Raw genomic sequence first — 25857 nt, forward strand, 5'->3', positions numbered from 1 at the left:
ACCCGGAGGGGGTGACCTCCCGTAGCGTGGGGACATGGGGCGCGCCGCAGCCGTACGCCGCCTGCTCGCCGCCGGCGCGCTGGCCTGCCTGGTATGCCTCGTCGCGGCGTGTGCGGGGGTCAAGGACGTCCGTCCGGACGCTCCGACCGAGCGCCCCACCACGTCCCCGTCACCGACCCGCTCCCCCTCGGCGACCGACGAGCCCGACTCGGCCCGGGAGACCCCACCGCCGACCATCACCCTCACCGTCGTCGGCGACGTGATGCTCGGGCGCGGCGTCGCCGCCGTGCATGCCGACCCGACCGCCACGCTGCGCCCGATGGCCCGGTTCCTCCGGCGGGCCGACATCACGGTCGGCACCCTCGAGAGCACCCTGTCGACCGACGGGGCACCCACCCAGGGCGGCGACAGCTTCGCGGCCGACCCCGCCGTGCTGCGCGGGCTCGCCGCGAGCGGGTTCGACGCCCTGTCGCTGGCCAACAACCACGTCGGCGACTACGGCGAGCGCGCACTGCTCGCCACCCTGCGGGAGTTCCGCGGCAGCGGGATCACGTCGTTCGGCGCCGGTCGGGACCTCGCCTCGGCCACCCGGGCCGCGGTGGTCGAGCGTGACGGAGTGCGGGTGGGGCTGATCGGCTTCAACGCCATCGGCGAGACACCCCGGGCCACGGCGTCGACGCCGGGCGCCTTGTCCGTGCGGATGCCGCCGCGCACCGGCCCCCTCCAGCGCGGCGACCTGGCGCACGTGCTCGGCGCCGTGCGCGACCTCGATGCGCGGGTGGACGTGGTCGTGGTGCTCCCCCACTGGGGCACCCAGTACACCCACGTCCCCGAGCCGGTGCAGCGCCGGGTGGGCCGGCGCCTCGTCGACGCCGGGGCCGACCTCGTCGTCGGCGGCCACCCCCACTGGGTGCAGTCGCTCGAACGCCACCGGGGGGCCACGATCGCCCACTCGCTGGGCAACTTCGTCTTCGACATGAACTTCATGGAGCAAACCATGGAAGGGGTGGCACTGACGGCCACCATCACCGGTGGTGAGGTCGTCGCCGTGGACCTCGCGCCCTACCGGATGGACCCGACCTTCACCCCACGCCTGGTCCGCGGCGCCGCGGCGCGCGCGGTCCTCGCGGGCGTGCGGTCAGGGGGCTAGCCAGCCCAGCACCAGACGACCGACCCGTTCCAGCTGCGACGGGTCGACGACCGCCGGCACGTCCTGAGCCGAGTGGTAGCCGGCGTACGGCGTGCTCCCCAGCCGCGCACCCGGGATCCCCGCCTGCGCGAACTGCCAGTGGTCGCTGGACCGGTTCGCCTCGCGCACGACCGGGACGCCGATCCGCCGGGCGGTCGCCGCCAGTTCCTCGGCGAGGGGGTCGGGACCGTCGTACGCCGACCCGACGGGCACGACGGTGCCGACACCGACCCGGTCGAGCGACACCATGCCCCGCACGGCCACGCGCCCGGCGGGCGTGAGGCTGGCGACGTACTGGCGGGACCCGTAGTGGTGATCGGCGTCGGTCTCCCCGCGCGGCTCCTCCGCGCCGAAGGCCACCAGGACGACCGGCAGGCGGGCCCGTCGCGTGGCCAGCGTCCCGGCGACGGCCAGCAGGACGCCGACCCCGGACGCGTTGTCCTCCGCGCCCGGTGCCTGCGGCACGGTGTCGAGGTGGGCGCCGACCAGCAGGTGCGGCTCCCCCGGCCGGAGGCCGGGCGGGGTGGCCACGACGTTGACCGAGCGGCCGGCGCCCACCGGCACGCCCCACGAGACCCCGGCCGGCACCTCGACCGGCTGGAGCTCGACCTCGAGGCCCGAGCGGGACAGCTCGCGCGCCACCCAGCGGGCGGCCCGGTCGTACGACGGGCTCGTGGCCTCCCGCGGGCCGATGCGGCCGGCGAGGTGCCGCACCGCGTCGGCGGCGACCTGCGGCTCGAAGTCCGCGGCCCTCACCCCGGGTGTCGGCGTCGGTGCAGGCGCCGGAGTGGGCGTGGGTGTCGCTGGTGGCGCCGGTGTCGTCGAGACGGAGGCCGGGGACCGCTCGACCGGGGCCTCCCGACTCGGGTCACCGCTCGCCGTACATGCGACCGCGGCCAGCCCCGCACAGAGCAGGACGGCCGCGGATCGCATGGGGGGAAGCGTCAGTCGAGGTAGTCGCGCAGGACCTGCGAGCGGCTCGGGTGGCGCAGCTTGGACATCGTCTTGGACTCGATCTGCCGGATGCGCTCGCGCGTCACGCCGTAGACCTTGCCGATCTCGTCGAGCGTCTTCGGCTGGCCGTCGGTGAGGCCGAAGCGCATGCTCACGACTCCCGCCTCGCGCTCGGACAGGGTGTCGAGCACCGCGTGCAGCTGCTCCTGGAGGAGCGTGAACGACACGGCGTCGGCGGGCACGATCGCCTCGGAGTCCTCGATGAGGTCACCGAACTCCGAGTCGCCGTCCTCGCCGAGGGGCGTGTGCAGCGAGATCGGCTCGCGTCCGTACTTCTGGACCTCGATGACCTTCTCGGGGGTCATGTCGAGCTCCTTGGCGAGCTCCTCGGGCGTGGGCTCGCGGCCCAGGTCCTGGAGCATCTGCCGCTGGACGCGGGCGAGCTTGTTGATGACCTCGACCATGTGCACCGGGATGCGGATGGTGCGCGCCTGGTCGGCCATCGCGCGGGTGATCGCCTGGCGGATCCACCACGTCGCGTAGGTCGAGAACTTGTAGCCCTTGGTGTAGTCGAACTTCTCGACCGCACGGATGAGGCCGAGGTTGCCCTCCTGGATCAGGTCGAGGAAGAGCATGCCGCGGCCGGTGTAGCGCTTGGCCAGCGAGACCACGAGGCGCAGGTTGGCCTCGAGGAGGTGGTTCTTGGCGCGACGGCCGTCCTCGGAGATCCACTCGAGCTCCTCGAGCACCTTCGGGCTGATCTTGCCGCCCTTGGCGAGCTTCTCCTCGGAGAAGAGGCCGGCCTCGATCCGCTTGGCGAGCTCGACCTCCATCTCGGCGTTGAGGAGGGGCACCTTGCCGATCTGCTTGAGGTAGTCCTTCACCGGGTCGGCGGTCGCACCGGCGACCATGACCTGCTGCTCGGGCTCGTCGGTGTCGTCGGAGGCGGAGACGGTGAAGGCCTGCTTCTCGTCCTCCTTGATGGTCGGGTCGACCTTGACGTCCTTCTCGAACTGCGCGTCGGGCAGGTCGGGCAGGACCTTCTTGCCGTCCGCGCCGATCACCGCCGGCTCGAGCTCGGTCTCGAGGTCGACCGCGCCGGCCGCCGCCTTCTTGGCCGGGGCCTTCTTGGCGGGAGCCTTCTTGGCAGCAGCCGCGGGCTCGGCCGCGGGGGCCGCCGGGGCCTTCTTGGCAGCCGCCTTGGTGGCGGTCTTCTTGGCCGTGGCGGCGGTCGTCGTCTTGCGGACGCCCGAGGTGGCCGCCGCGGCGCGCGACGTGTCGACACCGATCTCGACCGAGATGCCCAGCCCACTCAGGTGGCCCAGCAGGGCCTTGAGGTGGCGTGGCTCGACCTGGGCGTCGTCACTGGCCTGTCGGAGGTCGTGGGTGGTCACGCTGCCAGCGGGGGCGCCGCGCTCGACGAGCGCGACGATGGCCGGGTGCGCGAGCACCTCTGCGGGGAGCAACTTGCGTGCGTGCGAGGACACGAACACCTCTCGTCAGAAGACTTCGGGGCGCGGCAAGGCCCGGTTTCGTCAAGAGCCGCGTTGCCATTCTGCCACGGCACCCCTCAGGACCCGAACCTGCGTCCCCGTGTCGCCGTCCGGGGCCGAACTTGAGTGGATCTGTACAGTTTCATCCGAGGGGAGTACCTCACCAAGGCCACCCGGTCACTACGGCGCGTCGTACCGCGCCTCGGGTGGACGCCGGCGTCGTCCGCGACGCACGGCGAGGGAGACCTCAGGCCCAGACACCTGTCCCTGAGAAGCCCGAGGAGAACCTCCGTGCTCGATTCCATCGCGTCCCCGACCCTGTGGTGGGTCACCATCGGCGCCGTCGTCGCCCTGCTGGTCGTGGACTTCCTCGCCACCCGCAGGCCCCACGAGGTGTCCATGCGGGAGGCCGTCGGCTGGTCGGCGTTCTACGTCGCCCTCCCCCTGGCGTTCGGCGTCTACGTGTGGAACGCCCACGGCTCCGACCGCGGCCTGGAGTACTACACCGGCTACCTGGTCGAGAAGACCCTGAGCGTCGACAACCTGTTCGTCTTCATGCTGCTGCTGGCGGCCTTCGCCGTGCCCAAGGCGCTCCAGCAGCGGGTGCTCCTCTACGGCATCGTGGGCGCCCTGGTGCTGCGCGGCATCTTCATCGCGCTCGGCGCGGCGGCCCTCGACCGGTTCGACTGGGTGTTCCTGGTCTTCGGTGGGGTCCTGCTGCTGACCGGCCTCAAGCTCCTGCGTGACGCACTCTCCGGGCACGACCACGAGGTCGACGTCAACGAGATGCGCGTCGTGCGGCTGACCCGCCGGGTGATGCCCGTGACCGACGAGTACGACGGCACCCGCCTCGTCGTACGCCGTGACGGCCGGCGCTGGCTGACGCCGCTCGCGCTCGTGGTGATCGCCGTCTTCGCCACCGACGTCGTCTTCGCCGTGGACTCGGTCCCGGCCGTCTACGGCATCACCGGCGACCCGTACCTCGTCTTCGCCACCAACGCCTTCGCCCTGCTCGGGCTGCGGGCGCTCTACTTCGTCCTCCAGGGCGCGCTCGCCAAGCTGGTGCACCTGTCCTACGGGCTGGCGGCCATCCTCGGCTTCATCGGGGTCAAGCTGGTCCTGCACTGGGCCCACGAGGTCTGGCCCTCGGTCCCCTCGGTGCCGACCCTGGCGTCGCTGGGCGTGATCCTCGGCATCCTCGCCGTCACCACGACGACCAGCCTGGTCGCCTCGCGGCGCACGACGCCGGAGCCGGAGCCGGAGCGGGTCGAGGCCCGCTAGGCACGGTGCCGCCGGCTCAGGTGTTCGGGACGAGGATCGCGCGGTAGGCCCAGGTGCCGTCCGAGCTGACCACCGTCGGGGACCCCGTGACGCGTCCGCCCGCGAAGGGGACGCTGCGCAGGGCCCCGTCGGTGGACGACCCGTAGAGGATGCGTCCCGACGCCAGCGTCATCCCGGCGGCGCTGGCGAACGAGACTCCTCCCGCGTCGGCGGTGAACGTCTGGGCACCCACCACCTCGCTCTCCGGCGTGAAGTACCGGTAGTAGAGCCGGGCGTCGCCGGAGACCGTGTAGTAGAGGCGGTGCGTCGCCGGGTCGAAGAACATGCCCGTGACGCCTGCGATGGCGAACGGGATCCGCGTGCCGGTGTCGGGGTCGTCGCGCAGGTTGACCGTGCGCTGGGTGCCGGTCGCGCCCGTGCTCCGGGTGAAGGTGCGTGCGTAGAACGAGCCGTTGCTGAGGCCGTAGTAGACGGTGCCGTTGAGGAGGAACGCGCCACGGACCGTCGACCAGTCCATCGCCGTGTTGGCGGTGCTCGGCGCGCCCGTGGGCGCCCCGGTCGCGTCGGCGGCCCGGCGCTGGAGCACGCCACCGGCGGTGCGCTGGGCCACGAAGAGGTCGTGGGGCAGCACGGCGGCCGGCACCTCGGGCACGGCGGTGCCCCCGGCGAGCGGCATCAGGGCGACGCGGCCGTGCCGCTCACCGCCGATCTGCGTGGTGTCGCTGCCGACCCAGAGCCCCTGGCTCGTCGCGAACATCGCCTGGGCTCCCACCCCGCGCGTCCGGCCGGGGTTCCACGACAACGGGAGGCCGTTGACCGGGTCGAGGGCGGCGATGCCCGACCGGGGCACCGCCCCCGGACCGGCCTGGTCGCCCTGGAAGGGGTTGTTGAACCAGCGCATGTGCCCGCCGACGTACACGGCGCTCCCGGTCACGGCCACGCCGTACGACGTGTCGCCACCGGTGTAGTCGACCCAGGACGGGTCGTTGCCCGTGCTGGCCGTCTCCCAGCGGGAGATCGTGTCGCAGAGCGTCCCGGACCCGGCCCCGCCCGCGAACGCGCCCGTCGTGGAGACGACGAAGTACGAGCCGTCCGGGGAGAGGTCGACGTCGCGCACGAACGCGTCGAACGCGCGTGCGCAGGAGTTGCGGGACCGCTCGAACCGGTTGGTGGACCACGCGGAGAGCGTCGCCGTGGTGCCACTGGTGTCGAGCACGGCCACCTGCGCGCGCGGCTGGCCACCGACGGTCGCGAAGTTGCCGACGGCGGCGAGGCGTGAGCCGTCGGCGGTCACGTCGAAGCGCTTGACGTTGGTCGAGCCGCCGCCGTTGTTGGTGGGGTCGTAGACCCCGGCGAACGGGACGTTGACCGCGGCGAGGACGGCGCCGGAGGTGGCATCGAGGGCCGCCAGGGCACCGCGGGACGTCGCGGCCCCGGAGGACCGGACGCTGGTGAACCCGCCGCCGATGTAGACCCGCGGGCCGCGGACTACGACCTCGTTGACCTTCGCGCTGGGGACCGCGTTGAAGGCGGGGACCACGGCTCCGGAGGCGGTGAGCTTGACGATGCGCTTGATGGCGCTGTTGCCGCCGACGGAGCCGAACGCTCCCGCGGCGTAGACGTGGGTGCCGTCGGTGTCCAGCGAGTTGACCGCGCCGCCGAGGTTGGGGTTGAACGCCGTGTCGATGGCGCCGGTCGTGGCGTCGAACGCGAAGATCCGGTTGCGGACCAGGTCGTCACCGGTGTTGCCGAAGGTGTTGGCGGGACTCACCGAGGTGAAGGTCCCGGCCGCGATGATCTTGTTGCCCACCTGGGTGATCGCGTTGACGGAGCCGTTCATGACGTGCGGCGTGACGTCGGCGGGGTTGGCCGAGACGACCCGGTTGCCGTGGTCGGCGTTGACGGCAGCGGAGGGCAGCGTGGCCGCGGTCAGCACCGCCAGGGAGGTGACGAGCAGGGTGGCACCCTGCCGGGCTCGCATCCGCATACCGGTCTCCTCAGCACCGAGGAGGTGGTGGCGCACCGCCCGGCGCGCTCCTCGCCTGAGACGGTCACCCACCAGGCACGGGTCCTGACCCGACTCCGGCCGACATCGCCCAAATCGGGTAGCGAAGATTGAACGTCGAACCACCCATGCGGGGGTGCCGGAGGGGGTTCCGCCGCCCTAGCCTCGTCCTCAGTGGTTGGCGTCCGGGGGGACGTTCCAGGCCATCACTCGACCGCCCGCCAGACCCGAAACTGGCGGGCGGTTCGCGTCTCCCCCGGCGGGCGCGGCACCGTGACGGTCAGGCCTGTGCCTTGGCGGCGGCCTTCTTCTGCTTCTTGTGGTCGCGCACCTTCTGCAGGGAGTCGCCGTCGACCACGTCGGCCACGGACCGGTAGCCGTCGAGCGCGTAGTCGCCCACGACCTCCTCCCAGCCGTCGGGTCGCACCCCGCACTGCTTGGCGAGCAGCGCCACGAAGATCTGGGCCTTCTGGGTGCCGAAGCCGGGCAGCGCCTTCATCCGCCGCAGCAGGTCCTTGCCGTCGGCGGCCTCGGTCCAGATGCGCGCGGCGTCGCCGTCGTACTCCTCGGTGACGATCCGGGCGAGCTCCTGGAGCTTGGCCGCCATGGAGCCCGGGAAGCGGTGGATCGCGGGCGTGGTGGCCGCCATGGCAGCGAACTCCTCCGGATCTGCGCTCGCGATCGCCGCGGGGTCGATGCTGCCGAAGCGGTCGACGACCTTGGCCGGCCCCCGGAAGGCGTGCTCCATGGGGTACTGCTGGTCGAGCATCATGCCCGCCAGCAGCGCGAACGGGGACTCGTCGAGGACCTGGTCGGCGGCGGGGTCGCCGGTGATGTGGATCGCCATGGCCCCATCCTGCCGCACCGGGGTGACCGGGCCGGTCTCGATCGGCCGTCACACGACCGACGCGCTGCCCGCGACGGTCGGGGTCACATCGCCCCCTGTCTCGTGACGTTCTCCTCTGGTGTCGCAGGTGGGCCGCTGGTGATCTGGAGGTGACACCAACCACGCGTGAGGAGCGCACGGCCAGCACCCGCGCCGACACACGAGAGGGAGACCGGTCATGGAGACCACCCAGTGGCACATCGAGCTCTACCTGACGGAGGACGGCAGGACGACCAGGGCGGACACCGTCCTGCGCACCAGTGCCGGAACGGAGGTCCGGCACTCCGGCGTCGCCCGGCGCAGTCCCGAGGACCGCGACGTGCCGGAGATCGGCGAGGAGCTCGCCGCCTGCCGCGCGCTCACCGGGCTCGCGCACGACCTGTTCGAGGCCGCCGTCGCCGATGTCGAGGACAACGTCGGCACGGACGCCCAGATCCAGGTGTGAGCCGGTGAGCGGGTACGACGTCCGGGTCGAAGAACGCGCGGGTCGCCCCGCGGCCGTGATCCGGGCCGGCGTCCCGTACGACGACCTCGCCGCGTTCCTCTCGGGCGCCTTCACCGAGGTCATGGGCGCCGTCGCCGAGCAGGGAGCGAGCCTGGCCGGGCCGCCCTTCGGCCGGTACGCCCCCACCGAACGAGGCTTCGGGGTGACCGCGGGCTTCCCCGTCGACCGGCCGGTGCAGGCGCGCGGTCGCGTCGTGCCCGACGAGCTGCCGGCGGGCCCCGTCGCCGTCACGCTCCACGCCGGTCCGTACAGCGATGTCGGCGACGCGTACCGGGCCCTCATGCAGTGGGTGTCGGCGCACGGCATGACGGTGGCCGGTGAGGCCTGGGAGACGTATCTGGACGGACCGGACGTGGCCGTGCCGCGCACGGAGGTCTGCCTGCCCTGCACACGAGCCGCGACCGGGGCCTGACCTGCACGTCCCCCGGCCTCGGCCTCGGCCGGCGCGAGGTCGCCCGGATGCAACCACCGGGTCGTCGACGGCGTCCTTGGTGCGTGCCCCGTCGCGGAGCACGGCCCGTCAGGGTGACACCACACGAGAAGCGAGACCTGCCATGACCAGCACCACCCTCTCCAGCGCCGTGACCGCCCTCTCGGTGGCCGCCCTGGCCGTCGGGCTCGCCGCCCCGGCGAGCGCGGACAGCATCGGGGTGCGCGACCCCCGGGACACCTCCCACGGGTCCGACCTGCGCGCGGTCCACGTCGAGCACGGCGACCGGGACCTCGTCGTCACCACCCACCACACCAACCTGCGACGCGACCCGGCCTCCGGCTCGTCCGGGTCGGTGTACGTCGACACCGACCCCGCGGACCGCGGACCCGAGATCGTGCTCGTGGGCGGCTACTTCGTCGGCACCGACTACCAGCTGCTCCACACGGAGGGCTTCGGGCGCCGCAGCTGGGGCACCCCCGTCGACGGGTCCTACGAGATGACCGTCGACTACGCGAAGGACCAGGTACGGATGCGGATGTCGCGAGCTTCCCTGGGCCGTCCCGACCGGGTCCGGGTGGCGGTACGGGTCTCCGGGACACGCTCCGACGGCACCAGCGGCGGTCTGGGCGACTGGCTCGGCGAGCCGCGCAGCTGGACCCTGTGGGTCGACCGGGACTGAGCGGGGACCATCGGCCCCCGGGTGGCATCCAACGGCCCTGTTCCGGTCTCCCACGACGCCGGACCGTGGAGGCATGAGCACGTCCGAGTCAGCGATCGTCGTCGGGTACGACGGGTCGCCCGACGCCGGTCTGGCTCTCGAGTGGGCGGAGGCGACGTCGTCGGCCACCGGCGCTCCGCTCCGCGTCGTGGTCGTCGGCTCGGCGATGGACCCGGTCGTCGGCCACTTCCGCGAGCACGAGGACGAGCTGGTGGCCGCGTGGAGCGCCCGGGCCACGGTGCACCTCCGGCGAAGCGGGAACGCCGACGCCGAGGTCGAAGTACGGCGCGGGCCCGTCGTGCCAGTGCTCCGAGCCGTCTCCCACGGCGCGGCGGCCCTCGTCGTGGGCAGCCGCGGGCACGGCCTGGCGGTGGGCTCGGTGACCGGGTCCGTCACGCAGCACCTGGCGCGCCACGCGTCCTGTCCCGTGGTCGTCGTGCGTCCGGCCCACCAGCCCGACGCCCGCCGGATCGTCGTCGGCGTCGACGGGTCCGGGGGCGGCGAGGCGGCGCTGCGCTTCGCCTGCGCTCGCGGCAGCCGGACCGGGGAGGAGGTGCTCGCCGTGCACGCCTACCGCTCGCCGACCATCCCCACCGGGAGGACGGTGCTCACCGGGGCGATGGCGCCCGGTCCGGTCCCGTCCACCCGGGACATGGCGAGCCGGGAGGCCGCCGAGCGGTTGCTCGCGGCAGCGACCGCCGGTGTTCGCGCCGAGATGCCCGACCTGGAGCTCACCGAGCTGGCGGTGCCGGCGCCGGCGGACCGCCTGCTGGTGGACCTGAGTGCCGCCTCCTCGCTGGTGGTCGTCGGCTCCCGCGGCCGCGACGCGTTCGCCGACCTGCTCCTCGGCTCGGTCGCCCAGCGGGTGCTGCAGGCCGCCCACTGCCCCGTCGCCGTGGTCCGTTGAGCTGGTCCGGTGAGCCGTCCTTCGAGCTGTCCGTCGGCAGGTCCGGGGACCTCCGACCCTGTGCCGGTGGTGCAGCGGGTTGCAGGCTGGGTGCGTGGACGACGACATCACGCGGGCTGACGTGGCGGGCGTCCCCGCCACGATGCGTGCCTGGGTGGTCAGCGGCCGGCCGGGGGCGCCGGGACGCCTCGAGGAGGTCGTGCGGATGGTGCCGACGCCCGCGGCCGACGAGGTGCTCGTCCGCGTGACCGCCTGCGGCGTGTGCCGCACCGACCTCCACCTGGCGGACCTCGAGCTCGCGCCGCGTGCGATGCAGGTGGTCCCCGGCCACGAGGTCGTGGGTCGCGTCGTCGCCCTCGGTCCGGCCGCCGGTCGCCTGGCGGTCGGCGACCGGGTGGGCATCGCGTGGCTGCGACGTACGTGCGGGAGGTGCCGTGCCTGCCGCCTCGGTCGGGAGAACCTGTGCCGGTCCTCGCAGTACACCGGGTGGGACCACGACGGAGGCTTCGCCGAGTACGCCGTCGTGCCCGAGGCCTTCGCCTACGCGCTGCCCGGCCCGGGCTCCGACGCGGAGGTCGCCCCGCTGCTCTGCTCGGGCATCATCGGCTACCGCGCCCTGAAGCGCGCCGCACTGCCCCCCGGTGGACGTCTGGGGATCTACGGCTTCGGGGCGAGCGCCCACCTCACGGCCCAGCTCGCCCTCGCCCAGGGTGCGGAGGTGCACGTGCTCACCCGCGACCCCGCCGCGCGTGAGCTGGCCACCGAGCTCGGCGCCGCCTCCGCAGGACCGGCCCACGGGCGGCCGCCGGTGCCGCTCGACGCGGCCATCCTCTTCGCTCCCGTCGGCGACCTGGTGCCGACGGCCCTGGCCGCGCTCGAGCAGGGAGGCACCCTGGCGGTGGCCGGGATCCACCTGAGCGACATCCCCCGCCTGGACTACCAGGAGCACCTGTTCCGCGAGCGGACCCTCACCAGCGTCACGTCCAACACGCGCGCCGACGGCGAGGAGCTGCTGCGGCTCGCACCACGGCTGGGGCTGCGAGCCCGCGTCACGAGCTATGCCTTCGGCGAGGTCGATCGGGCGCTCGCCGACCTCGCCGGCGACGCCGTCACGGGCGCCGCCGTGATCAACGTCAGCCCCTGACGGGACGGACGCCAGGTCGGCAGGAGCGTCAGTCGGCCTTGACCGCCAGCACCGGGCAGTGGGCGTCGAGGAGGATCCGCTGGGCGTTGCTGCCCAGGATCAGCTTGCCGACGGGCGAGCGGCGGCGGAGCCCGATGACGAGCAGCTCGGCGGAGTTGGCCTCGGCCAGGCTGATCAGGTCCTCGGCCGGCTCGAAGCCGCGCACGAGCTGACGGATGTCGTACTCCAGGCCGGACTCGTCGAGCGTCTTGCGGACGTTGTCCATCTCGCCCTCGGCCGCCTGCGCCCTGTCCTGGTCGTAGTCGTGCCCGCCGCGGTGGGAGTTGACCACCACGAGCTTGCTGCCGCGCAGCTTGGCCTCGGAGATCGCGGTCGCAAGTGCGGCCTCGCCCTCCGGCTTGGGGACGTATCCGACGACGACGGTGCCCATGGCGCCTCCTTCTGCAGGCCGGTCGCGCATCGGTGCGCGCCGGGTGCTGGCACCGTACCCAATCCGGGCCCCGAGCGGGAGGCTGTGGACGACGACGCGCACGAACCGTCCCGGGAGGGCAGGCTGTGGGCCATGCCGCTGCTCGCCCCGATCACGCGCGAGACGCACGTCGCCCTGCGCGCGGCGGTGCTCGACTTCCGCGAGGGCGAGCACCGGCGGCGCCCTCCACCCGCCCTGCGGGTGGGCGTCCCCGGCCGGCCGGCGGCGTGCTTCGTCACCGACCCCGACGAACCGCCGGACCCGGCGCTGGCCGTCGACGTCGTCGGGGCCCTCCTCCAGCGGTCACGACGCGAGCTGGCCGCAACGCCGGGCCGGGACGAGCTCCCGCTCGCCTGGTTGACGCGTGCCGGGTCGCTCGATGTCCACGACGCCGACATGGTCTGGTCGGCCGCGACCCGCGCGGCGTACGCCGAGGCGGGACTGGACGCGACGTTCGTCGTCGTGACCCGCGACGGCTGGCTGGACCCCGTCACGGGTGTGCGCCGCGAGTGGCGCCGGCTGCGGCGACGCTCGGGCTCTCCTCCCCCGCCGGCCGGGAACCGGTCGTGACCCTCAGTCGCCCCAGGTGTGGACGGGCTCGTTGGTGTGCATCCGCTCGCGGTAGTCGAGCGTGGTGGCGCGCAGCGCGTCGTACGTCTCCATGTCGGCCCGCCGCCGCATCTGCCCCACGAACCACTCCGCCCCGTTGGTCCCCAGCAGGCAGCGCTGCTCGATGATGCCGAGGAGCCGGTCCCGGACCGCGCCCTCGACGCCCCAGGCGTCGAGGCCCTCGGCCGCCATCGGGAGCAACCGGCGCAGCACGAGCTCGGTGGCACGCACCTGGCCGATGCCGGGCCAGTAGATCTGGGCGTCGACACCCTGCTGGGCCGCGACGTGGAAGTTCTCCTCCGCGGCCGAGAAGGACATCTGGGACCACAGCGGGCGCTCGCTCTCGGCGAGGTGCCGCACCAGGCCGAAGTAGAACGCAGCGTTGGCGATGGTGTCGGCGACCGTGGGGCCGGCGGCGAGGAGACGGTTCTCGACGCGCAGGTGCGGCACCCCGCCGGCGATGTCGTAGACCGGCCGGTTCCAGCGGTAGATGGTGCCGTTGTGCAGCCGGAGCTCCGAGAGCTCGGGAGTGCGGCCGTCCTCGAGCACCTCGAGCGGGTCCTCGTCGTCGGTGATCGGGAGCAGGGCCGGGAAGTAGCGGACGTTCTCCTCGAACAGGTCGAACACCGAGGTGACCCACCGCTCGCCGAACCACACCCGGGGGCGGACGCCCTGGACCTTGAGCTCCTCGCTGCGGGTGTCCGTGGCCTGCTCGAACAACGGGATGCGGGTCTCGCGCCACAGCTCCTTGCCCAGCAGGTACGGCGAGTTGGCACCCACCGCGAGCTGCACACCGGCGATGGCCTGGGAGGCGTTCCAGTAGTTGGCGAAGTCGTCGGGCGACGTCTGCACGTGGAACTGGGTGCTCGTGCAGGCCGCCTCGGGCACGATCGAGTCGGCCGTCGTCGACAGCCGGTCGCGACCGGAGATGCTGATCGTGATGTCCTCGCCGCGCGCGTCGAGGATCTGCTCGCTCAGCAGCTTGTAGCGGGGGTTGGCGCTCAGCGAGGAGATGGACATGTGGCCCTCGGCAAGGGTCGGCAGGATGCCGATCATCACCTGGTGCGCGCCCACCTCGCTCGCCGCGTCCTCCGCCTTGTTGAGGGAGCGCCGCAGGCTGTCCTCGAAGGTCGTCAGGCCACCCTCACGCAGCGTCGCAGGGTCCACGTTGATCTCGATGTTGAACTGGCCGAGCTCCGTCTGGAACTCCGGCTGGGCGATCGCCTCGAGCACCTCGGCGTTCTTGAGCGCCGGGTCGCCGCGGTCGTCGATCAGGTTGAGCTCCACCTCCAGCCCGGTCATCGGGTCGTCGGTGTCGAAGCGCGCCTCCCGGAGCATCCGGGCGAAGACGTCGAGGTTGCGCCGCACCTTCTCGCGGTGGCGCGTGCGATCGGCCCGCGAGAACTCCTGCTGCTCGACTTCTTCTCCCATGGGTGGACCCTAGCCACGCGGGAGGCCCTCGCGACAGGTGTCACCCCCCGTGGGATGGAGGCTCCCTCGCGGGGCTCAGGCCGCCCCGCGCTCCCACGACGAGCGCACCGGCTCCCACAGCTCGGGCGAGCACGCCTCGTCGAGCAGATCAGCCACCAGCCGGGCGAGGGAGTGGCCGGGGTCGACGGCGCGGCAGCGCTCGACCGCGCACCACGCCAGCGCCCCCTCCCCCGCGAGCCAGGCGGCGACGGCGAGCACCGCGGCAGGACCCGCCACGAGGTCGTCGGGCAGCCGCCGCACGGCGTCGCTCCACAGCTCGACGTGGTCGCGGGCCACGCCCCGGGACAGTCCGGCCCAGGCCTGGTCGCGCGACGCCGGGTCGCGCAGGGCCAGGGCGAGGGGGACGAGGACGTCGGTGGGCACCGGGACCGGTCCGTCACCGTGGCGGGCGACCACGGCACGCACCCGGTCCCCCGTCAGCGGCGCCGGGGAGGTCGCGAGGAGGGCACCGGACGCGGCGACCTCGTCGGGGACGGGGTCGAGGGTGGCGCGCAGCTCCTCGCGCGACGCCCGGGTGACGCGGCCGTCGAAGACCGCGCGGGCGGTGAAGGGGTGCGACCCGGAGTCGAAGGGGACGCCGTCGTACGCCTCGGGTGGGCGACCGGGCAGGACGGCGAACCAGCGGCCGTCGTGCACCCGCAGCACGTCGATCACCTCGATGCCGCGCTCGGTGAAGGTCTCGTGCAGCGACCAGGCCGACTCGTCGGCCACGACGGTGTCGTCGTCGTAGACCACGAAGACCACCTGGCGGACCCGGTGCCGCAGGCTGGGCCGGAGCAGTGCGTCGACGACCTCGTCGACGTCATCGGGGTCGTCGGGCAGGTCGACCCGGGCGTGGAAGGACTGCCCGCGACCGAAGGTGAGCATCGCGACGGAGCACTCGGGAGGGAACCCGAGGGCGACCGGGACGAAGGCGAGGATGTCCTCGGGGGTGCGGGCGACGAGCGAGGCTGGGGTGTTTGTCGGTGTCGGTGTCATGCGGAGACGGTCCCCGCGTGCGCCGGCGCTCTCACCCGCACGTCTCCGGGCTGTGGACGGCTCCCCCGCGGCAGGCGCCTGTGGACGCCCGGTGGCCTGCGACAATGGCTGACATGCGTCGCTCCGGGTTCTACCGCGCCCCGGGACACGACGTCGACTGATGCGTCGTACCGCTTCGGTCCTGCACCTCGACATGGACGCCTTCTTCGCCGCGGTCGAGCAGCGCGACAAGCCGTCGCTGCGCGGCAAGCCCGTCATCGTCGGCGGCACGGGTGGGCGCGGCGTCGTCGCCACCGCGTCCTACGAGGCCCGCGTGTACGGCGTCCGCTCGGCCATGTCGGGACGCGAGGCACGCGCCCGGTGCCCCCACGCAGCCTTCCTCTCGGGTCGCTTCCACGCCTACCGCGAGACCAGCGCGCGGGTCATGGAGGTGCTGCGCGCCGCCTCGCCGCTCGTCGAGCCCCTGTCCCTGGACGAGGCGTTCGTGGACCTCGAGCGCGCCGACCTGCCCGACCTCGAGGTGGGGACGGTGACCGCCTTCGGCGAGGAGCTGCGGCAGCGGGTGCAGGAGGTCAGCGGCGGGCTCACCGGCACCGTGGGCATCGGGACGTCCAAGTTCATCGCCAAGGTCGCCAGCGAGCTCGACAAGCCGGACGGGTTGACCGTCGTCCCCCCGGGCACCGAGCGCGACCTGCTGCGTCCGATGAAGGTCACCGTCATCCCCGGCGTCGGACCGGCGACCGCCGAACGGCTCCGTCGGGTCGGCATCCACACGGTCGCCGACCTCGAGGCCGTGGACGAGGACGAGATGGTCCGGCTGCTCGGCAAGGCGCACGGGCACGGCCTGCACCAGCTGGCGAGAGCCGAGGACGACCGCCCGGTGGTGGCCGACCGCGAGACCAAGTCCGTCAGCAGCGAGGGCACCTACGACACGGACCTGACCGACCGCAGCCTCATGGAGTCCCTGCTGACCCGTCAGGCCACTCAGGTCGGCGCCCGGCTGCGCAAGCACGGGCTCTCGGGCCGCACGGTGACGATCAAGGTGCGACTGCACGACTTCACCACCCTGAGCCGCTCCTCGACCCTCGCGAGCCCGACCGACAGCGCGCCGACCATCGCGCGGCTGGCCCGGTCACTGCTGGCCGACCTCGACACCTCCGGCGGTGTCCGACTGCTGGGCGTGGGCGTCTCCGGGCTGGCCGACTGGATCCAGGAGGACCTGTTCGGCGAGACCGACCCCGAGCCCGAGGAGGTCGTCGTCCCGGAGCCCGCCCCGTCGGTGCGCCACTTCTCCCCCGGCATGGACGTCGTCCACGCGGAGATGGGTGCCGGCTGGGTGTGGGGGTCGGGTCGCGGCGTCGTGACGGTGCGGTTCGAGACCGCCGACACCCCGCCCGGGCCGGTGCGGTCCTACGCCGTGGACGACCCGGCACTCGCGCCCGCACCGCGGCCGGCGGAGGACTGAGCAGCCGGGGACTGCCCGAACCGGTGGAATTCCCGACCCGGTGGAAATGAGGTGAGGGGCTCCAGCCGGTATGAGCGCCTGGAGCCCCTCGGGTTGATCGGCTGGGTGACGTCCGATCGACCTGGACGGGAGTCGGATCCCGGGATCCCCGTCACCGGGCCCCCGCAGCGAGCGAGCTCGCCGTACGGATCTCTCTGCCTGTCCGATCCCCAGCCCCGCGAGCGGTGCTGGTGAGAGAGTTCTATGCCCGCCGTGCGCGGCCGCACAAGGGGTTCGCGCCACATTCCTCCAGTCCCACAGCCGCCTCCACAGTCCGGGGCCGGTGCTCCACAGGTCCGCCCCAGTTGTCCACACACATGTGGACCAGCCTGTGGACGAATTCCCCCGGCGGGAACTCGGGGCACCCCGCGGGCAATCCCGCGGGCGGCCGTCTCCGAACCACCCCTGAGAAGTCCCTGAGAGTTGTGCCGGAAGGCAACTCTCGTGCTCGCCGGGACGTCGAGTCAGGTGAAGGGCCGAGCAATCGGGGCCGGGGAATCTCTCGTCCACGCAGGCCGTTGGAGATGACGTGGCGAGGTATTCGGCGCAACGCCACGGAGGAGGAGACGACGATGAGCACCGCACAGAGCACTGCCAGGAGCACCCGGACGAGCACCACGCGTGAGATCGAGGGTCGCGACAGCGTCGGCCTGTACCTCGACGAGATCGCCCGCACTCCCCTTCTCGACGCCGCCATGGAGGTCGAGCTCTCCAAGACCATCGAGGCCGGCCTGCTGGCCGAGAAGCTCCTCGAGGAGGGCCGCATCGGCCGCCGCAAGGGCGGTGCCCCTATGAGCGCCAACCAGGAGGAGCTGGAGTGGCTGGCCGAGGAGGGCCGCAGGGCCGTCGACCAGTTCATCTCCGCCAACCTGCGCCTGGTCGTTTCCATCGCGCGCAAGTACGGCCGCTCCCAGATGCCCATGCTGGACCTGATCCAGGAGGGCAACACCGGCCTGATCCGCGCCGTGGAGAAGTTCGACTACACCAAGGGCTACAAGTTCTCGACCTACGCGACCTGGTGGGTGCGCCAGGCCATCACGCGCGGCATCGCCCAGCAGGCCCGCGTCGTACGCCTGCCGGTCCACGTGGTCGAGGAGCTCAACCAGGTCAGCGGTGCGCGCCGCACCCTGGAGCGCCAGCTCGGCCGTGACCCCGAGCCGCAGGAGATCGCCCTGGAGCTCGGGATGGAGATCGACCGGGTCCTCGACCTCATGTCGTGGGGTCGCGACCACGTCTCCCTCGACACCCCGGTGGACGAGGACGGCGACACCTCCCTCGGCGACCTGATGGCGCAGGAGACCGCCCCCGGGCCGGACCTGGAGTTCCTCGACGTCGAGGCCCGCCAGCGCCTCGAGGACCTCGTCGCCCACCTCGACGACCGGGCCGCCGACATCATCCGGGCTCGCTACGGCCTCACCGACGGTCGCCAGCACAAGCTGGCCGACATCGGCGCCAAGCACGGCATCTCCGCCGAGCGGGTCCGCCAGCTCGAGCGGGAGGCCCTGCAGAAGCTCCGCCGCATCGGCGACCCGGACCTCGCGACCGGCAGCACCGCCGCCTGAGGTCCGCAACCCGGTCCCACCGCACGAGGCCCGCTCCGACGCCGTCGGGGCGGGCCTCGTCGCGTCGGTCGTCCTGCGTCAGTAGGCCGCCGAGCCGAGCGCCGCGGACGCCTCGCTCGCCAGCGTCGACACGTCGGCGGGCACCGGGCTCGCGTCGGCGGTGCGCCCCTGCCACATCTGGAGGGCCACGACGCGGGCGGCGGCCTCCTCGGCGCGCTCGCGGGTGACGTCGCCGTCGTTGATCGCCTTGGTGAGCACCCGGTGGGTCTCGACGGTGTCGACTGGCATCAGCAGCAGGTCGGCGCCCGCGTTGAGGGCGGCCACGGCCGGCTTGTAGCTGGCGGCGACGGCGCCCATGCCGAGCGAGTCCGTGATGGTCACGCCCTCGAAGCCGAGGTCGTCGCGCAGCAGGTCGTAGACCTCGGGCGCGAGCGACGCCGGGACACCGGGGGCGATGGCGGTCAGGTCGAGGTGGCTCATCATCACTGCCGGGGCGTGGCTCGCGATGGCGGCCTCGAAGGGCGGCAGGTCGTGGGAGCGGATCTCCTCGAGCGTGGAGTCGAGCACCGGCAGGGTCTCGTGGCTGTCGCTCGTGGCGGCGCCGTGGCCGGGGAAGTGCTTGACGGTGGAGACGATCCCCGCGGCGTCGTACCCCCGCACCGCCGTGGCGGTGGCCTTGGCCGCGACCGCCGGGTCCTCGCTGGGCGAGCGGGTGCCGATCGTCGGGTCCGCGGCCCCGATGGTGACGTCGGCGACCGGCGCGAAGACCCACGTGAAGCCGAGGTCGCGCACCTCCATGCCGGTGGCGTACGCCGCCTCGCGGACGACCTCGCGCCCCGTCGGGCCGTCGGCGGTGATCGCGGCGCCGGCCGCGTCGAAGGCCGGGAACTCGGTGGCGATGCCACGCAGGTGCGAGACGTAGCCGCCCTCCTGGTCCACGCCGATGACGGCCGGGAACTCCCGCCCGTCGGCCGCGACCGCGTCGCTGATCGCCGCGGTGGTGGCGCGCACCTGCGCCTCGTCGAGGATGTTGCCGCTGGTGACCGACATCCCGGCGAGGTGGTGGTCGCGCACCATCGCGGCCACGGTGGCGGGGTCGGTGCCGTGGTATCGGCCGACGATGACCTGCCCCGCGAGCTGCTCGGGCGTCCACCCGGCCACCAGGGCCTGCGCGTCCTCGAGCTCGCCCGCCGTGGGCCCCCACCCCAGCGGGGTGTCCGGGTCGGTGGTCGGCGTCGGCTCGGGCGTCTCCGCCTCCACCGTCGGGCTGCTCGTGCGGGCGGTCGCGGGCGCCTCGGGCTCCGGAGCGGTGGCACAGCCACCGATGAGGAGCGCCCCCGCCGTGAGGGCCGTCGCGGTCGTCAGGAGAGGCAGTCGCACGGCCTGCAGGCTACCCGCGGAGCTCGTCGAAGACCGCTTCGACGCGGGCCCGCAGCTCCTCGAGCGAGCCGTTGTTGTCGATGACGTGCGTGGCGATGGCCCGGCGCTGCTCACGGGTGGCCTGCGCGGCGATCCGCGACTCCGCGTCCTCACGGGTCCAGCCCCGCTCCGACAGCATCCGCTCGACCTGGAGGTCCCGGGGAGCGTCCACGACGACCACCGCGTCGAAGGTGTCGGCCCTGCCCCCCTCGGCCAGCAGCGGGATGTCGTGGACGACGACGTCGTCCTCGTCCACGGCGGCCTCCAGGGTCGCCATCCGCTCGATCACGAGCGGGTGGATGATCGCCTCGAGCCGCTTGCGGGCGCCCTCGTCGCCGAAGACCAGCCGTCCCATGGCCGGGCGGTCGAGGTCCCCCGCCGGCGTCAGCAGGGCCGGACCGAACTCCGCCACCACGGCATCCAGCCCGGGAGTGCCCCGGGCGACCACGTCGCGCGCCAGCGCGTCGGCGTCGATCACCACCGCGCCGAGCTCGGCGAGGATCGCCGAGACGGTGCTCTTGCCGGAGGCCACGCCCCCGGTCAGTCCGACCCGCTTGCTCACTGCTGCTCCCCCAACGTCCTCAGGATGCGGTCGAGCGTACGGCGGTCCCGGTCGCCGAGCGCCCCCAGCACCCGCTCCCCCGCCTCCCGGCGCGCCGCGCCGATGCGCGCGAGCAGGAGGTGGCCCTCGTCGGTCACGGCGAGCGTGGTGGCCCTGCGGTCCGTAGGGTCGGGCGAGCGGCGGACCCAGCCGTGCTGCTCGAGCGCGTCCACGACCTCGGTGGCCGAGCGCGGGGCGATGTGCAGCGACTCGGCCAGGACGGACGGCCGGACCGGCGCGTCGGCGGCGATCACGCGCAGGGCCCGCGACTGCGACGGGGTGGTGCCGAACTCCGCGAGCGCGGCGGCGTACTCGCGACGCACACGACGGGCCGCCGCCATCAGCAGGTCCCCCGTCTGGTCGGTCACGGAACAAACATAGCGGAGATGGCGTTGCACCCTCATGGTGAGGCAACCTCACCATCTCCGACCACAGGAAGGAGCTGGTCGCGTGGACGACCCCACAGGCTCCTACCGCTCCCGCAGCGGCCGTCCGGACCCCGCCGACCGGCGGCAGCTCGCGGACCACCCCGTCCCCCTGTCCCGCGTCGCGCGACTCTTCGCGCCCCATCGCGGCACGCTGACGATCGTCGTCGCCCTCATCGTCGTGAGCTCGCTCATCGGGCTGGCCCAGCCGTTCCTCGTGCGCCGCGTCATCGACGAGGCGCTCCCCCGCCAGGACGTGCGCCTGCTCGTGGTGCTCGTGCTCGCCATGCTCGGCGTCGCCGTGTCCACCGCCGTGATCGGCGTCGTCCAGACGTGGCTAGCCACCTCGGTCGGCCAGCGCGTCATGCACCGCCTGCGCAGCGACCTCTTCGCCCACCTGCAGCGCCAGTCGCTGGGCTTCTTCACCCGCACCCGCGGCGGGGACGTCCAGTCGCGACTGATCAACGACATCGGCAGCATGCAGGGCGTCGTCACCAGCACGGCGACGTCGATCGCCGCCAACGTCACCGTCGTCGCCGGCACGGCCGTCGCGATGGTGGCCCTCAGCTGGCGCCTCGCCCTGCTGTCCCTGGTCGTCCTGCCGCCCGCCGTGCTGCTCACCCGGCAGGTCGCCCGGATGCGGCACGCGATCACCGCCCAGCGGCAGCGCCGGCTCGCGGACCTGCACGTCCAGATCGAGGAGGGGCTCTCGGTCAGCGGGGTCCTGCTCACCAAGACGCTGGGCGCCGGCACCGCGCTCAGCACCCGCTTCGAGGAGACGTCCGCCGACCTGGTGGGCCTCGAGATCCGCAGTCGGCTCGCCGGTCGCTGGCGGATGGCCACCATGAGCGTCGTCTTCGCCGCGGTCCCGGCCGCGATCTACCTGGCCGCGGGACTGCCGGCGACCTCCGGCGGCATGACCATCGGCACCCTCGTCGCCTTCGTCGCGCTCCAGGGCACGCTGTTCCGGCCCCTGATGGGGTTGCTCAACCTCGGCGTCGACATCACCTCGTCGATGGCGCTCTTCTCCCGGATCTTCGAGTACGCCGACCTGCCGGTCGACCTCGCCGAGCCGACGGCCCCGGTCCCCCTGCCCGCCTCGGGGGGCGAGGTGCGGTTCGAGCACGTCGGCTTCGCCTACGGGTCGGAGTCACCGGTGCTCCACGACATCGACCTCGTCGTGCCGGCCGGCTCCAGCCTCGCCCTCGTCGGTGAGACCGGCAGCGGCAAGTCGACCCTGGCCGGGCTCGTGGCCCGCCTCCACGACGCGACCTCGGGTCGGGTGCTGGTCGACGGCGTCGACGTCCGCGACGTCGCGGCCACCGACCTGGCGTCCCGCGTCGGGATGGTGACCCAGGAGACCTACCTGATGCACACGACCATCCGCGCCAACCTGCGCCACGCCCGACCCGAGGCCACCGACGCCGAGATCGAGCAGGCGTGCCGCAGCGCACGGATCCACGACCTCGTCACGAGCCTGCCCGACGGCTACGACACCGTCGTGGGCTCGCGCGGCCACCGGTTCTCCGGGGGCGAGAAGCAGCGGCTGGCCATCGCCAGGACCCTGCTGCGCGACCCGGCCGTCCTCGTCCTCGACGAGGCGACGAGCGCGCTGGACAACGAGACCGAGAGGGCCGTCCAGGAGTCACTCGACGCCCTGGCCCGGGGTCGCACCACGATCACCGTCGCCCACCGGTTGTCGACCGTCCGGGAGGCGGACCGGATCGCGGTCCTCTCCGGTGGGCGGGTCGTCGAGCTCGGCACCCACGAGGAGCTCCTGCTCCGGGGCGGCCACTACGCCACCCTCGTGCGCGGCGGCCTGGAGGACGTCGCGGCCTGATGGCTCAGGCCAGCCCGGCCTTGGCGGCGTACGTGGCCGCCTGCTCGTCGGCGTCGAGGTCGCCGCGCAGCAGCCGCTCGGTGGTCCAGTGCTCGACCGGCAGACCGGTGAGGGCGACGTACTGGGCCAGCTCGGGCTCCAGCGCGCGCGCCAGCGTCATCAGGTCCTCGCCGGTCGGCGCCGTCCCGGTGATCGTGGGCGAGCCCGCCATCAGCTTCTTCAGCGGCGGGTGGCTGCGGAAGCGGTCGACCCCGATGTGGTCGGTGACCAGGTCGAGGTGGCGTGCGTGGTCGGCCAGCAGCGACGGGAAGTCCAGGAAGAGCCACTGGTCACGGGGAAAGACGGTGAGGCCGTGCTCGACCTGCCCGCCGTAGTAGCCGCGCACCACCCCGGACGCGCGCAGGAAGCGGGCCCGCCCGCCCGGACCAGTGAGCTCCTCGGGCAGGATCGTGGGGAAGGACGGCGGCCGCCAGGCCATCATCTCGGGCCAGTCCGGCGCCTTGTCGGGCTGGCGCTCGCGGACCATCACCCACTGGGACACGAGCCGGTCGATCGGGTCGCGGAAGATCGCGATCAGGCGCAGGTCGGGGAGCCGGTCCCGCATCCGCTCCAGCGTGCCCGGCATCAGCAGGTAGCGGGGCGTCGCGTCGCCCAGCGCACGCTGCTGCGGCGACGTCCGCCGCACGCCGTACGACGCGTGGTCGACGTCGCGCCACGTCGCCTCGTCGACGTCGAACCAGCCCATCTCCTTGCGCGGCGGCCGGGCCACCTGCGGGTGCTGGTTGAGCATCCACTGCAGCGTGGAGGTGCCGGCCTTCTGCACGCCGACGATCGAGAAGGTGAAGGGCTGGAAGTCCCCGTCGACCGCCTCGCCACCCGCCGACTCAGCCACCGGACAGGAGCTTCTCCACCGCAGCGAGCAGCACGGCGGTGGCCACGCCGTCCATGGCCTCGGTGACCTCCTCGAGCGGCGGCATGGTCGGGGCGAGGCGGATGTTCTCGTCGTTCGGGTCCTGGCCGAGGGGGAAGGACGACCCGGCGGGCGTCAGCGCGATCCCGGCCTCCTTGGCCAGCGAGACGACCCGAGACGCCGTGCCGGGCATGACGTCGAGGTTGACGAAGTAGCCGCCCCGCGGCTTGTTCCACCGGGCCACCCCGTGGCCGTCGAGGCGCTCGGTGAGCACCCGGTCGACCGCGGCGAACTTGGGCGCGATGATCTCGCGGTGCCGGACCATGTGGTCCCGCACGCCCTGCGCCGAGGCGAAGAACTGCACGTGGCGCAGGTGGTTGACCTTGTCGGGGCCGATGGAGCCCTTGCCCAGGTGCTGGAGGTACCAGTTCACGTTCTCGACCGACGCCGCGAGGAACGCCACCCCCGCGCCCGCGAAGGTGATCTTGGACGTCGACGCGAACATGATCGGCCGGTGCGGGTGGCCGCTCGCGGCGGCCAGGGTGAGGATGTCGGCGCTCTTGGCCTCGTCCTCGGTGAGGTGGTGCAGGGCGTAGGCGTTGTCCCAGAAGATCTTGAAGTCGTGGGCCGCCGTCTCCATCGACGCGAGCCGGGCGGCGACCTCCTGGGTGCAGACGGAACCGGCCGGGTTGGCGTAGGTGGGGACGACCCACATGCCCTTGATCGACCGGTCCTCCTTGACGAGGCGGGCCACCGCCTCGGCGTCGGGGCCGTCGTCGTTCATCGGGACGGTGATCATCTCGATCCCCAGCGACTCGAGCAACGCGAAGTGCCGGTCGTAGCCGGGGACGGGACAGATGAACTTGACCACGCTCTCCTTGCCCCACGGCCGGTCGCTGTCCACGCCTCCGAAGAGCAGGAGGTAGACGAGGGTGTCGCGCATCATGGTGAGGCTGGAGTTGCCGCCCGCGACGACCTGCTCGGGCTCCACCCAGAGCAGCTCGGCGAACATCTCGCGCAGCTCCGGGAGGCCGGCGAGCCCGCCGTAGTTGCGCACGTCGGTGCCGCTGCGGTCCGTGCACCCCCGCGGCAGGCGAAGCAGCTCGTCGGCGAGGTCGAGCTGGGCCGAGGACGGCTTGCCCCGCGTCAGGTCGAGCGAGAGGCCGCGACCCTTCAGCTCGTCGTACGACGCCTGCAGCCGCTCGCGCAGGGCGAGGAGGTCGTCGTGGGACAGGTCGGAGAGCGGCGTGTGCGTCACACCGCAAGGTTACCGAGGTGCCGCGCCGGCGGGGCTGCCGCGTCCAGTCGCGGGAGGCGGACGGTCACGCCGTGCAGGAGAACGTGCGGCGGTACTGCTGCGGGCTCACCCCACGGACCCGCGTGAAGTGGTGGCGCAGCGTCGCCGCGTTGCCGAACCCCACCTCGGAGGCGATCCACTCGATCGAGCGGTCCGACTGCTCGAGCAGCGCCTGGGCGACCTGGACGCGCTGGGCGAGGATCCACCCGTACGGCGTCGTGCCCGTCTCCTCCTTGAACCGGCGCGCGAACGTGCGGGCCGACATGTGGGTCTGGCGGGCGAGGAGGTCCACGCTGAGCTCCTCGCCCAGGTTGCCCTGGATCCACTCCAGCAGCGGGGCCAGCGAGTCGGAGGTGCACTCGGGCACCGGGCGGGAGATGAACTGCGCCTGCCCGCCGGGACGCTGCGGCGGCACCACCATCCGGCGGGCGACCGTGCTGGCCGCAGCGGCACCGTAGGCCTCGCGCCACAGGTGCAGGGCGGCGTCGAGGCCGGCGGCCGAGCCGGCACTGGTGATGACCGCGCCGGCGTCGACGTAGAGCACCTCGGGCACCACCCGCGCGAGCGGAAAGCGACCGGCGAGCTCGTCGGTGTGCTTCCAGTGGGTGGTCGCCTCACGGCCGTCGAGCAACCCCGCCTCCCCCAGGGCGAACGCGCCGGTGCAAACCGAGAGGACCCGGGCCCCCCGGTCGACGGCGTCCCGGAGCGCCCGGATGACAGGTGCGGGGACGGGACCCTCCATGCCCATCGCCGGGATGCACACCAGGTCGGCCTCGGCGACCCGGTCAAGGCCGTGCAGGACCTCCATCCCGAAGCCCAGCGAGGTGCGCACCTGCCCCGGTTCCACACCGCAGACGGCGAAGTCGAGCACGGGAAGGCCGTCGTCGCTGCGGTCGACCCCGAAGGCCTCGCAGAGCACGCCGAGCTCGAAGAGGGCGACCTCGTCCCACACGAGGACGGCGACGTTGGAGAGCATGTCCGCCAGCATGACGGACGTCTGGCAGGAAATCAACGGACCCTGTCATTGCTGCCACTCGTGGCCGGATCACAACCAGCGCATGATTACTGCCATGACCACCTTCGCCTTCATCCTCGTCCTCATCGCCCTGTCCGTCCTGCTGGTGCGCTACGCCCGGCACGACCACTTCGCCGGCCCCGCCAACGTCGCCGACGACCACGACGAGCTCGGTCCCGTCGACCTCCGCCGCCACGTCGTGCCCCGCCACGCCTGACCCGC

The 25857-nt window shown here is 72.9% G+C and carries 25 protein-coding genes; 12 read left to right on the forward strand and 13 right to left on the reverse strand.

What is annotated here, in order from left to right; genetic code table 11:
- Nucleotides 1–34: 34 nt before the first annotated feature.
- The gene (locus DAE25_RS08470) at nucleotides 35–1150 is read left to right on the forward strand and encodes a CapA family protein (protein WP_107765753.1); all 1116 of its coding nucleotides are present in this window, start codon (nucleotides 35–37) and stop codon (nucleotides 1148–1150) included.
- Here DAE25_RS08470 and DAE25_RS08475 read toward each other — a convergent pair.
- Nucleotides 1139–1945, reverse strand: coding sequence for a M28 family metallopeptidase (locus DAE25_RS08475; protein ID WP_234410927.1), 807 nt, complete (start codon nucleotides 1943–1945; stop codon nucleotides 1139–1141). The two genes, DAE25_RS08470 and DAE25_RS08475, sit on opposite strands and share 12 nt — an antisense overlap.
- 188 nt (nucleotides 1946–2133) lie before the next feature.
- Entirely contained in the window at nucleotides 2134–3636 is a 1503-nt protein-coding gene (locus tag DAE25_RS08480) for an RNA polymerase sigma factor (RefSeq protein ID WP_107765755.1), read from the reverse strand.
- A gap of 291 nt (nucleotides 3637–3927) precedes the next feature.
- Between DAE25_RS08480 and DAE25_RS08485 the strand changes: the two genes are divergently transcribed.
- On the forward strand, nucleotides 3928–4917 hold the full coding sequence (locus tag DAE25_RS08485; RefSeq protein ID WP_199907490.1) for a TerC family protein: 990 nt from the start codon (nucleotides 3928–3930) through the stop codon (nucleotides 4915–4917).
- 16 nt (nucleotides 4918–4933) lie between these two features.
- Here the strand turns inward: DAE25_RS08485 and DAE25_RS08490 are convergent, their stop codons facing one another.
- Both DAE25_RS08490 and DAE25_RS08495 read right to left on the reverse strand, forming a co-directional pair.
- Nucleotides 4934–6904, reverse strand: a complete 1971-nt coding sequence (locus DAE25_RS08490) for a hypothetical protein (RefSeq protein WP_107765756.1) — start codon at nucleotides 6902–6904, stop codon at nucleotides 4934–4936.
- A 298-nt stretch (nucleotides 6905–7202) separates the two neighbouring features.
- The gene (locus DAE25_RS08495; RefSeq protein WP_107765757.1) at nucleotides 7203–7769 is read right to left on the reverse strand and encodes an HhH-GPD-type base excision DNA repair protein; all 567 of its coding nucleotides are present in this window, start codon (nucleotides 7767–7769) and stop codon (nucleotides 7203–7205) included.
- A gap of 217 nt (nucleotides 7770–7986) precedes the next feature.
- On the opposite strand from DAE25_RS08495, the gene DAE25_RS08500 reads away from it, so the two are divergent.
- From DAE25_RS08500 to DAE25_RS08520, 5 genes are all read left to right on the forward strand, one after another.
- Complete coding sequence (locus DAE25_RS08500) at nucleotides 7987–8253, forward strand: DUF1876 domain-containing protein (protein WP_107765758.1); 267 nt, start codon at nucleotides 7987–7989, stop codon at nucleotides 8251–8253.
- Between the two features lie 4 nt (nucleotides 8254–8257).
- A complete protein-coding gene (locus DAE25_RS08505) occupies nucleotides 8258–8725 on the forward strand; it encodes a GyrI-like domain-containing protein (RefSeq protein WP_159083645.1) in 468 nt (155 codons plus the stop codon).
- Between the two features lie 142 nt (nucleotides 8726–8867).
- Complete coding sequence (locus tag DAE25_RS08510) at nucleotides 8868–9425, forward strand: hypothetical protein (RefSeq protein ID WP_107765760.1); 558 nt, start codon at nucleotides 8868–8870, stop codon at nucleotides 9423–9425.
- A gap of 73 nt (nucleotides 9426–9498) precedes the next feature.
- Nucleotides 9499–10371 carry a universal stress protein gene (locus DAE25_RS08515; protein WP_107765761.1) on the forward strand — a complete coding sequence of 291 codons (873 nt, stop codon included), beginning with the start codon at nucleotides 9499–9501 and terminating at the stop codon, nucleotides 10369–10371.
- Nucleotides 10372–10465: 94 nt separating this feature from the next.
- Nucleotides 10466–11515 (forward strand): zinc-dependent alcohol dehydrogenase family protein, encoded by a 1050-nt coding sequence (locus DAE25_RS08520; protein ID WP_234410928.1) that lies wholly within the window; start codon nucleotides 10466–10468, stop codon nucleotides 11513–11515.
- Between the two features lie 28 nt (nucleotides 11516–11543).
- Here the strand turns inward: DAE25_RS08520 and DAE25_RS08525 are convergent, their stop codons facing one another.
- The gene (locus DAE25_RS08525; RefSeq protein ID WP_056888727.1) at nucleotides 11544–11945 is read right to left on the reverse strand and encodes a universal stress protein; all 402 of its coding nucleotides are present in this window, start codon (nucleotides 11943–11945) and stop codon (nucleotides 11544–11546) included.
- A 132-nt stretch (nucleotides 11946–12077) separates the two neighbouring features.
- On the opposite strand from DAE25_RS08525, the gene DAE25_RS08530 reads away from it, so the two are divergent.
- Complete coding sequence (locus DAE25_RS08530) at nucleotides 12078–12554, forward strand: hypothetical protein (protein ID WP_107765927.1); 477 nt, start codon at nucleotides 12078–12080, stop codon at nucleotides 12552–12554.
- Between the two features lie 3 nt (nucleotides 12555–12557).
- On the opposite strand, the gene DAE25_RS08535 is transcribed toward DAE25_RS08530, so the two are convergent.
- Nucleotides 12558–14024, reverse strand: a complete 1467-nt coding sequence (locus tag DAE25_RS08535) for a glutamate--cysteine ligase family protein (RefSeq protein WP_107765762.1) — start codon at nucleotides 14022–14024, stop codon at nucleotides 12558–12560.
- Between the two features lie 75 nt (nucleotides 14025–14099).
- A complete protein-coding gene (locus DAE25_RS08540; protein ID WP_159083646.1) occupies nucleotides 14100–15062 on the reverse strand; it encodes a DUF4192 domain-containing protein in 963 nt (320 codons plus the stop codon).
- Nucleotides 15063–15222: 160 nt separating this feature from the next.
- On the opposite strand from DAE25_RS08540, the gene DAE25_RS08545 reads away from it, so the two are divergent.
- Entirely contained in the window at nucleotides 15223–16527 is a 1305-nt protein-coding gene (locus tag DAE25_RS08545; RefSeq protein WP_107765764.1) for a DNA polymerase IV, read from the forward strand.
- A gap of 611 nt (nucleotides 16528–17138) precedes the next feature.
- A complete protein-coding gene (locus DAE25_RS08550; RefSeq protein ID WP_199907491.1) occupies nucleotides 17139–18128 on the forward strand; it encodes a sigma-70 family RNA polymerase sigma factor in 990 nt (329 codons plus the stop codon).
- A 78-nt stretch (nucleotides 18129–18206) separates the two neighbouring features.
- Here DAE25_RS08550 and DAE25_RS08555 read toward each other — a convergent pair whose 3' ends face one another.
- The 3 genes from DAE25_RS08555 to DAE25_RS08565 are packed head-to-tail and all read right to left on the reverse strand — an operon-like array spanning nucleotide 18207 to nucleotide 20516.
- Complete coding sequence (locus DAE25_RS08555; RefSeq protein ID WP_234410929.1) at nucleotides 18207–19508, reverse strand: glycoside hydrolase family 3 N-terminal domain-containing protein; 1302 nt, start codon at nucleotides 19506–19508, stop codon at nucleotides 18207–18209.
- A gap of 10 nt (nucleotides 19509–19518) precedes the next feature.
- Nucleotides 19519–20109, reverse strand: a complete 591-nt coding sequence (gene coaE, locus DAE25_RS08560; protein ID WP_107765766.1) for a dephospho-CoA kinase — start codon at nucleotides 20107–20109, stop codon at nucleotides 19519–19521.
- On the reverse strand, nucleotides 20106–20516 hold the full coding sequence (locus DAE25_RS08565) for a MarR family winged helix-turn-helix transcriptional regulator (protein ID WP_234410930.1): 411 nt from the start codon (nucleotides 20514–20516) through the stop codon (nucleotides 20106–20108). The genes coaE and DAE25_RS08565 overlap by 4 nt, the downstream gene beginning before the upstream one ends.
- Before the next feature lie 82 nt (nucleotides 20517–20598).
- On the opposite strand from DAE25_RS08565, the gene DAE25_RS08570 reads away from it, so the two are divergent.
- Nucleotides 20599–22413, forward strand: a complete 1815-nt coding sequence (locus tag DAE25_RS08570) for an ABC transporter ATP-binding protein (RefSeq protein WP_234410931.1) — start codon at nucleotides 20599–20601, stop codon at nucleotides 22411–22413.
- A gap of 4 nt (nucleotides 22414–22417) precedes the next feature.
- On the opposite strand, the gene DAE25_RS08575 is transcribed toward DAE25_RS08570, so the two are convergent.
- From DAE25_RS08575 to DAE25_RS08585, 3 genes are all read right to left on the reverse strand, one after another.
- Nucleotides 22418–23305: a sulfotransferase domain-containing protein gene (locus DAE25_RS08575; protein ID WP_107765769.1), complete on the reverse strand. Its 888-nt coding sequence runs from the start codon at nucleotides 23303–23305 to the stop codon at nucleotides 22418–22420.
- Nucleotides 23298–24581, reverse strand: coding sequence for an aminotransferase class I/II-fold pyridoxal phosphate-dependent enzyme (locus DAE25_RS08580; RefSeq protein WP_107765770.1), 1284 nt, complete (start codon nucleotides 24579–24581; stop codon nucleotides 23298–23300). The genes DAE25_RS08575 and DAE25_RS08580 overlap by 8 nt, the downstream gene beginning before the upstream one ends.
- A gap of 64 nt (nucleotides 24582–24645) precedes the next feature.
- Complete coding sequence (locus DAE25_RS08585; protein ID WP_107765929.1) at nucleotides 24646–25596, reverse strand: helix-turn-helix domain-containing protein; 951 nt, start codon at nucleotides 25594–25596, stop codon at nucleotides 24646–24648.
- A 94-nt stretch (nucleotides 25597–25690) separates the two neighbouring features.
- Here DAE25_RS08585 and DAE25_RS23120 point away from each other — a divergent pair, with 94 nt between their 5' ends.
- The gene (locus tag DAE25_RS23120; RefSeq protein ID WP_159083647.1) at nucleotides 25691–25852 is read left to right on the forward strand and encodes a hypothetical protein; all 162 of its coding nucleotides are present in this window, start codon (nucleotides 25691–25693) and stop codon (nucleotides 25850–25852) included.
- Nucleotides 25853–25857: the final 5 nt, after the last annotated feature.

The organism is Nocardioides terrigena (assembly GCF_003047265.1).
GTDB classification, from domain to species: domain Bacteria; phylum Actinomycetota; class Actinomycetes; order Propionibacteriales; family Nocardioidaceae; genus Nocardioides; species Nocardioides terrigena.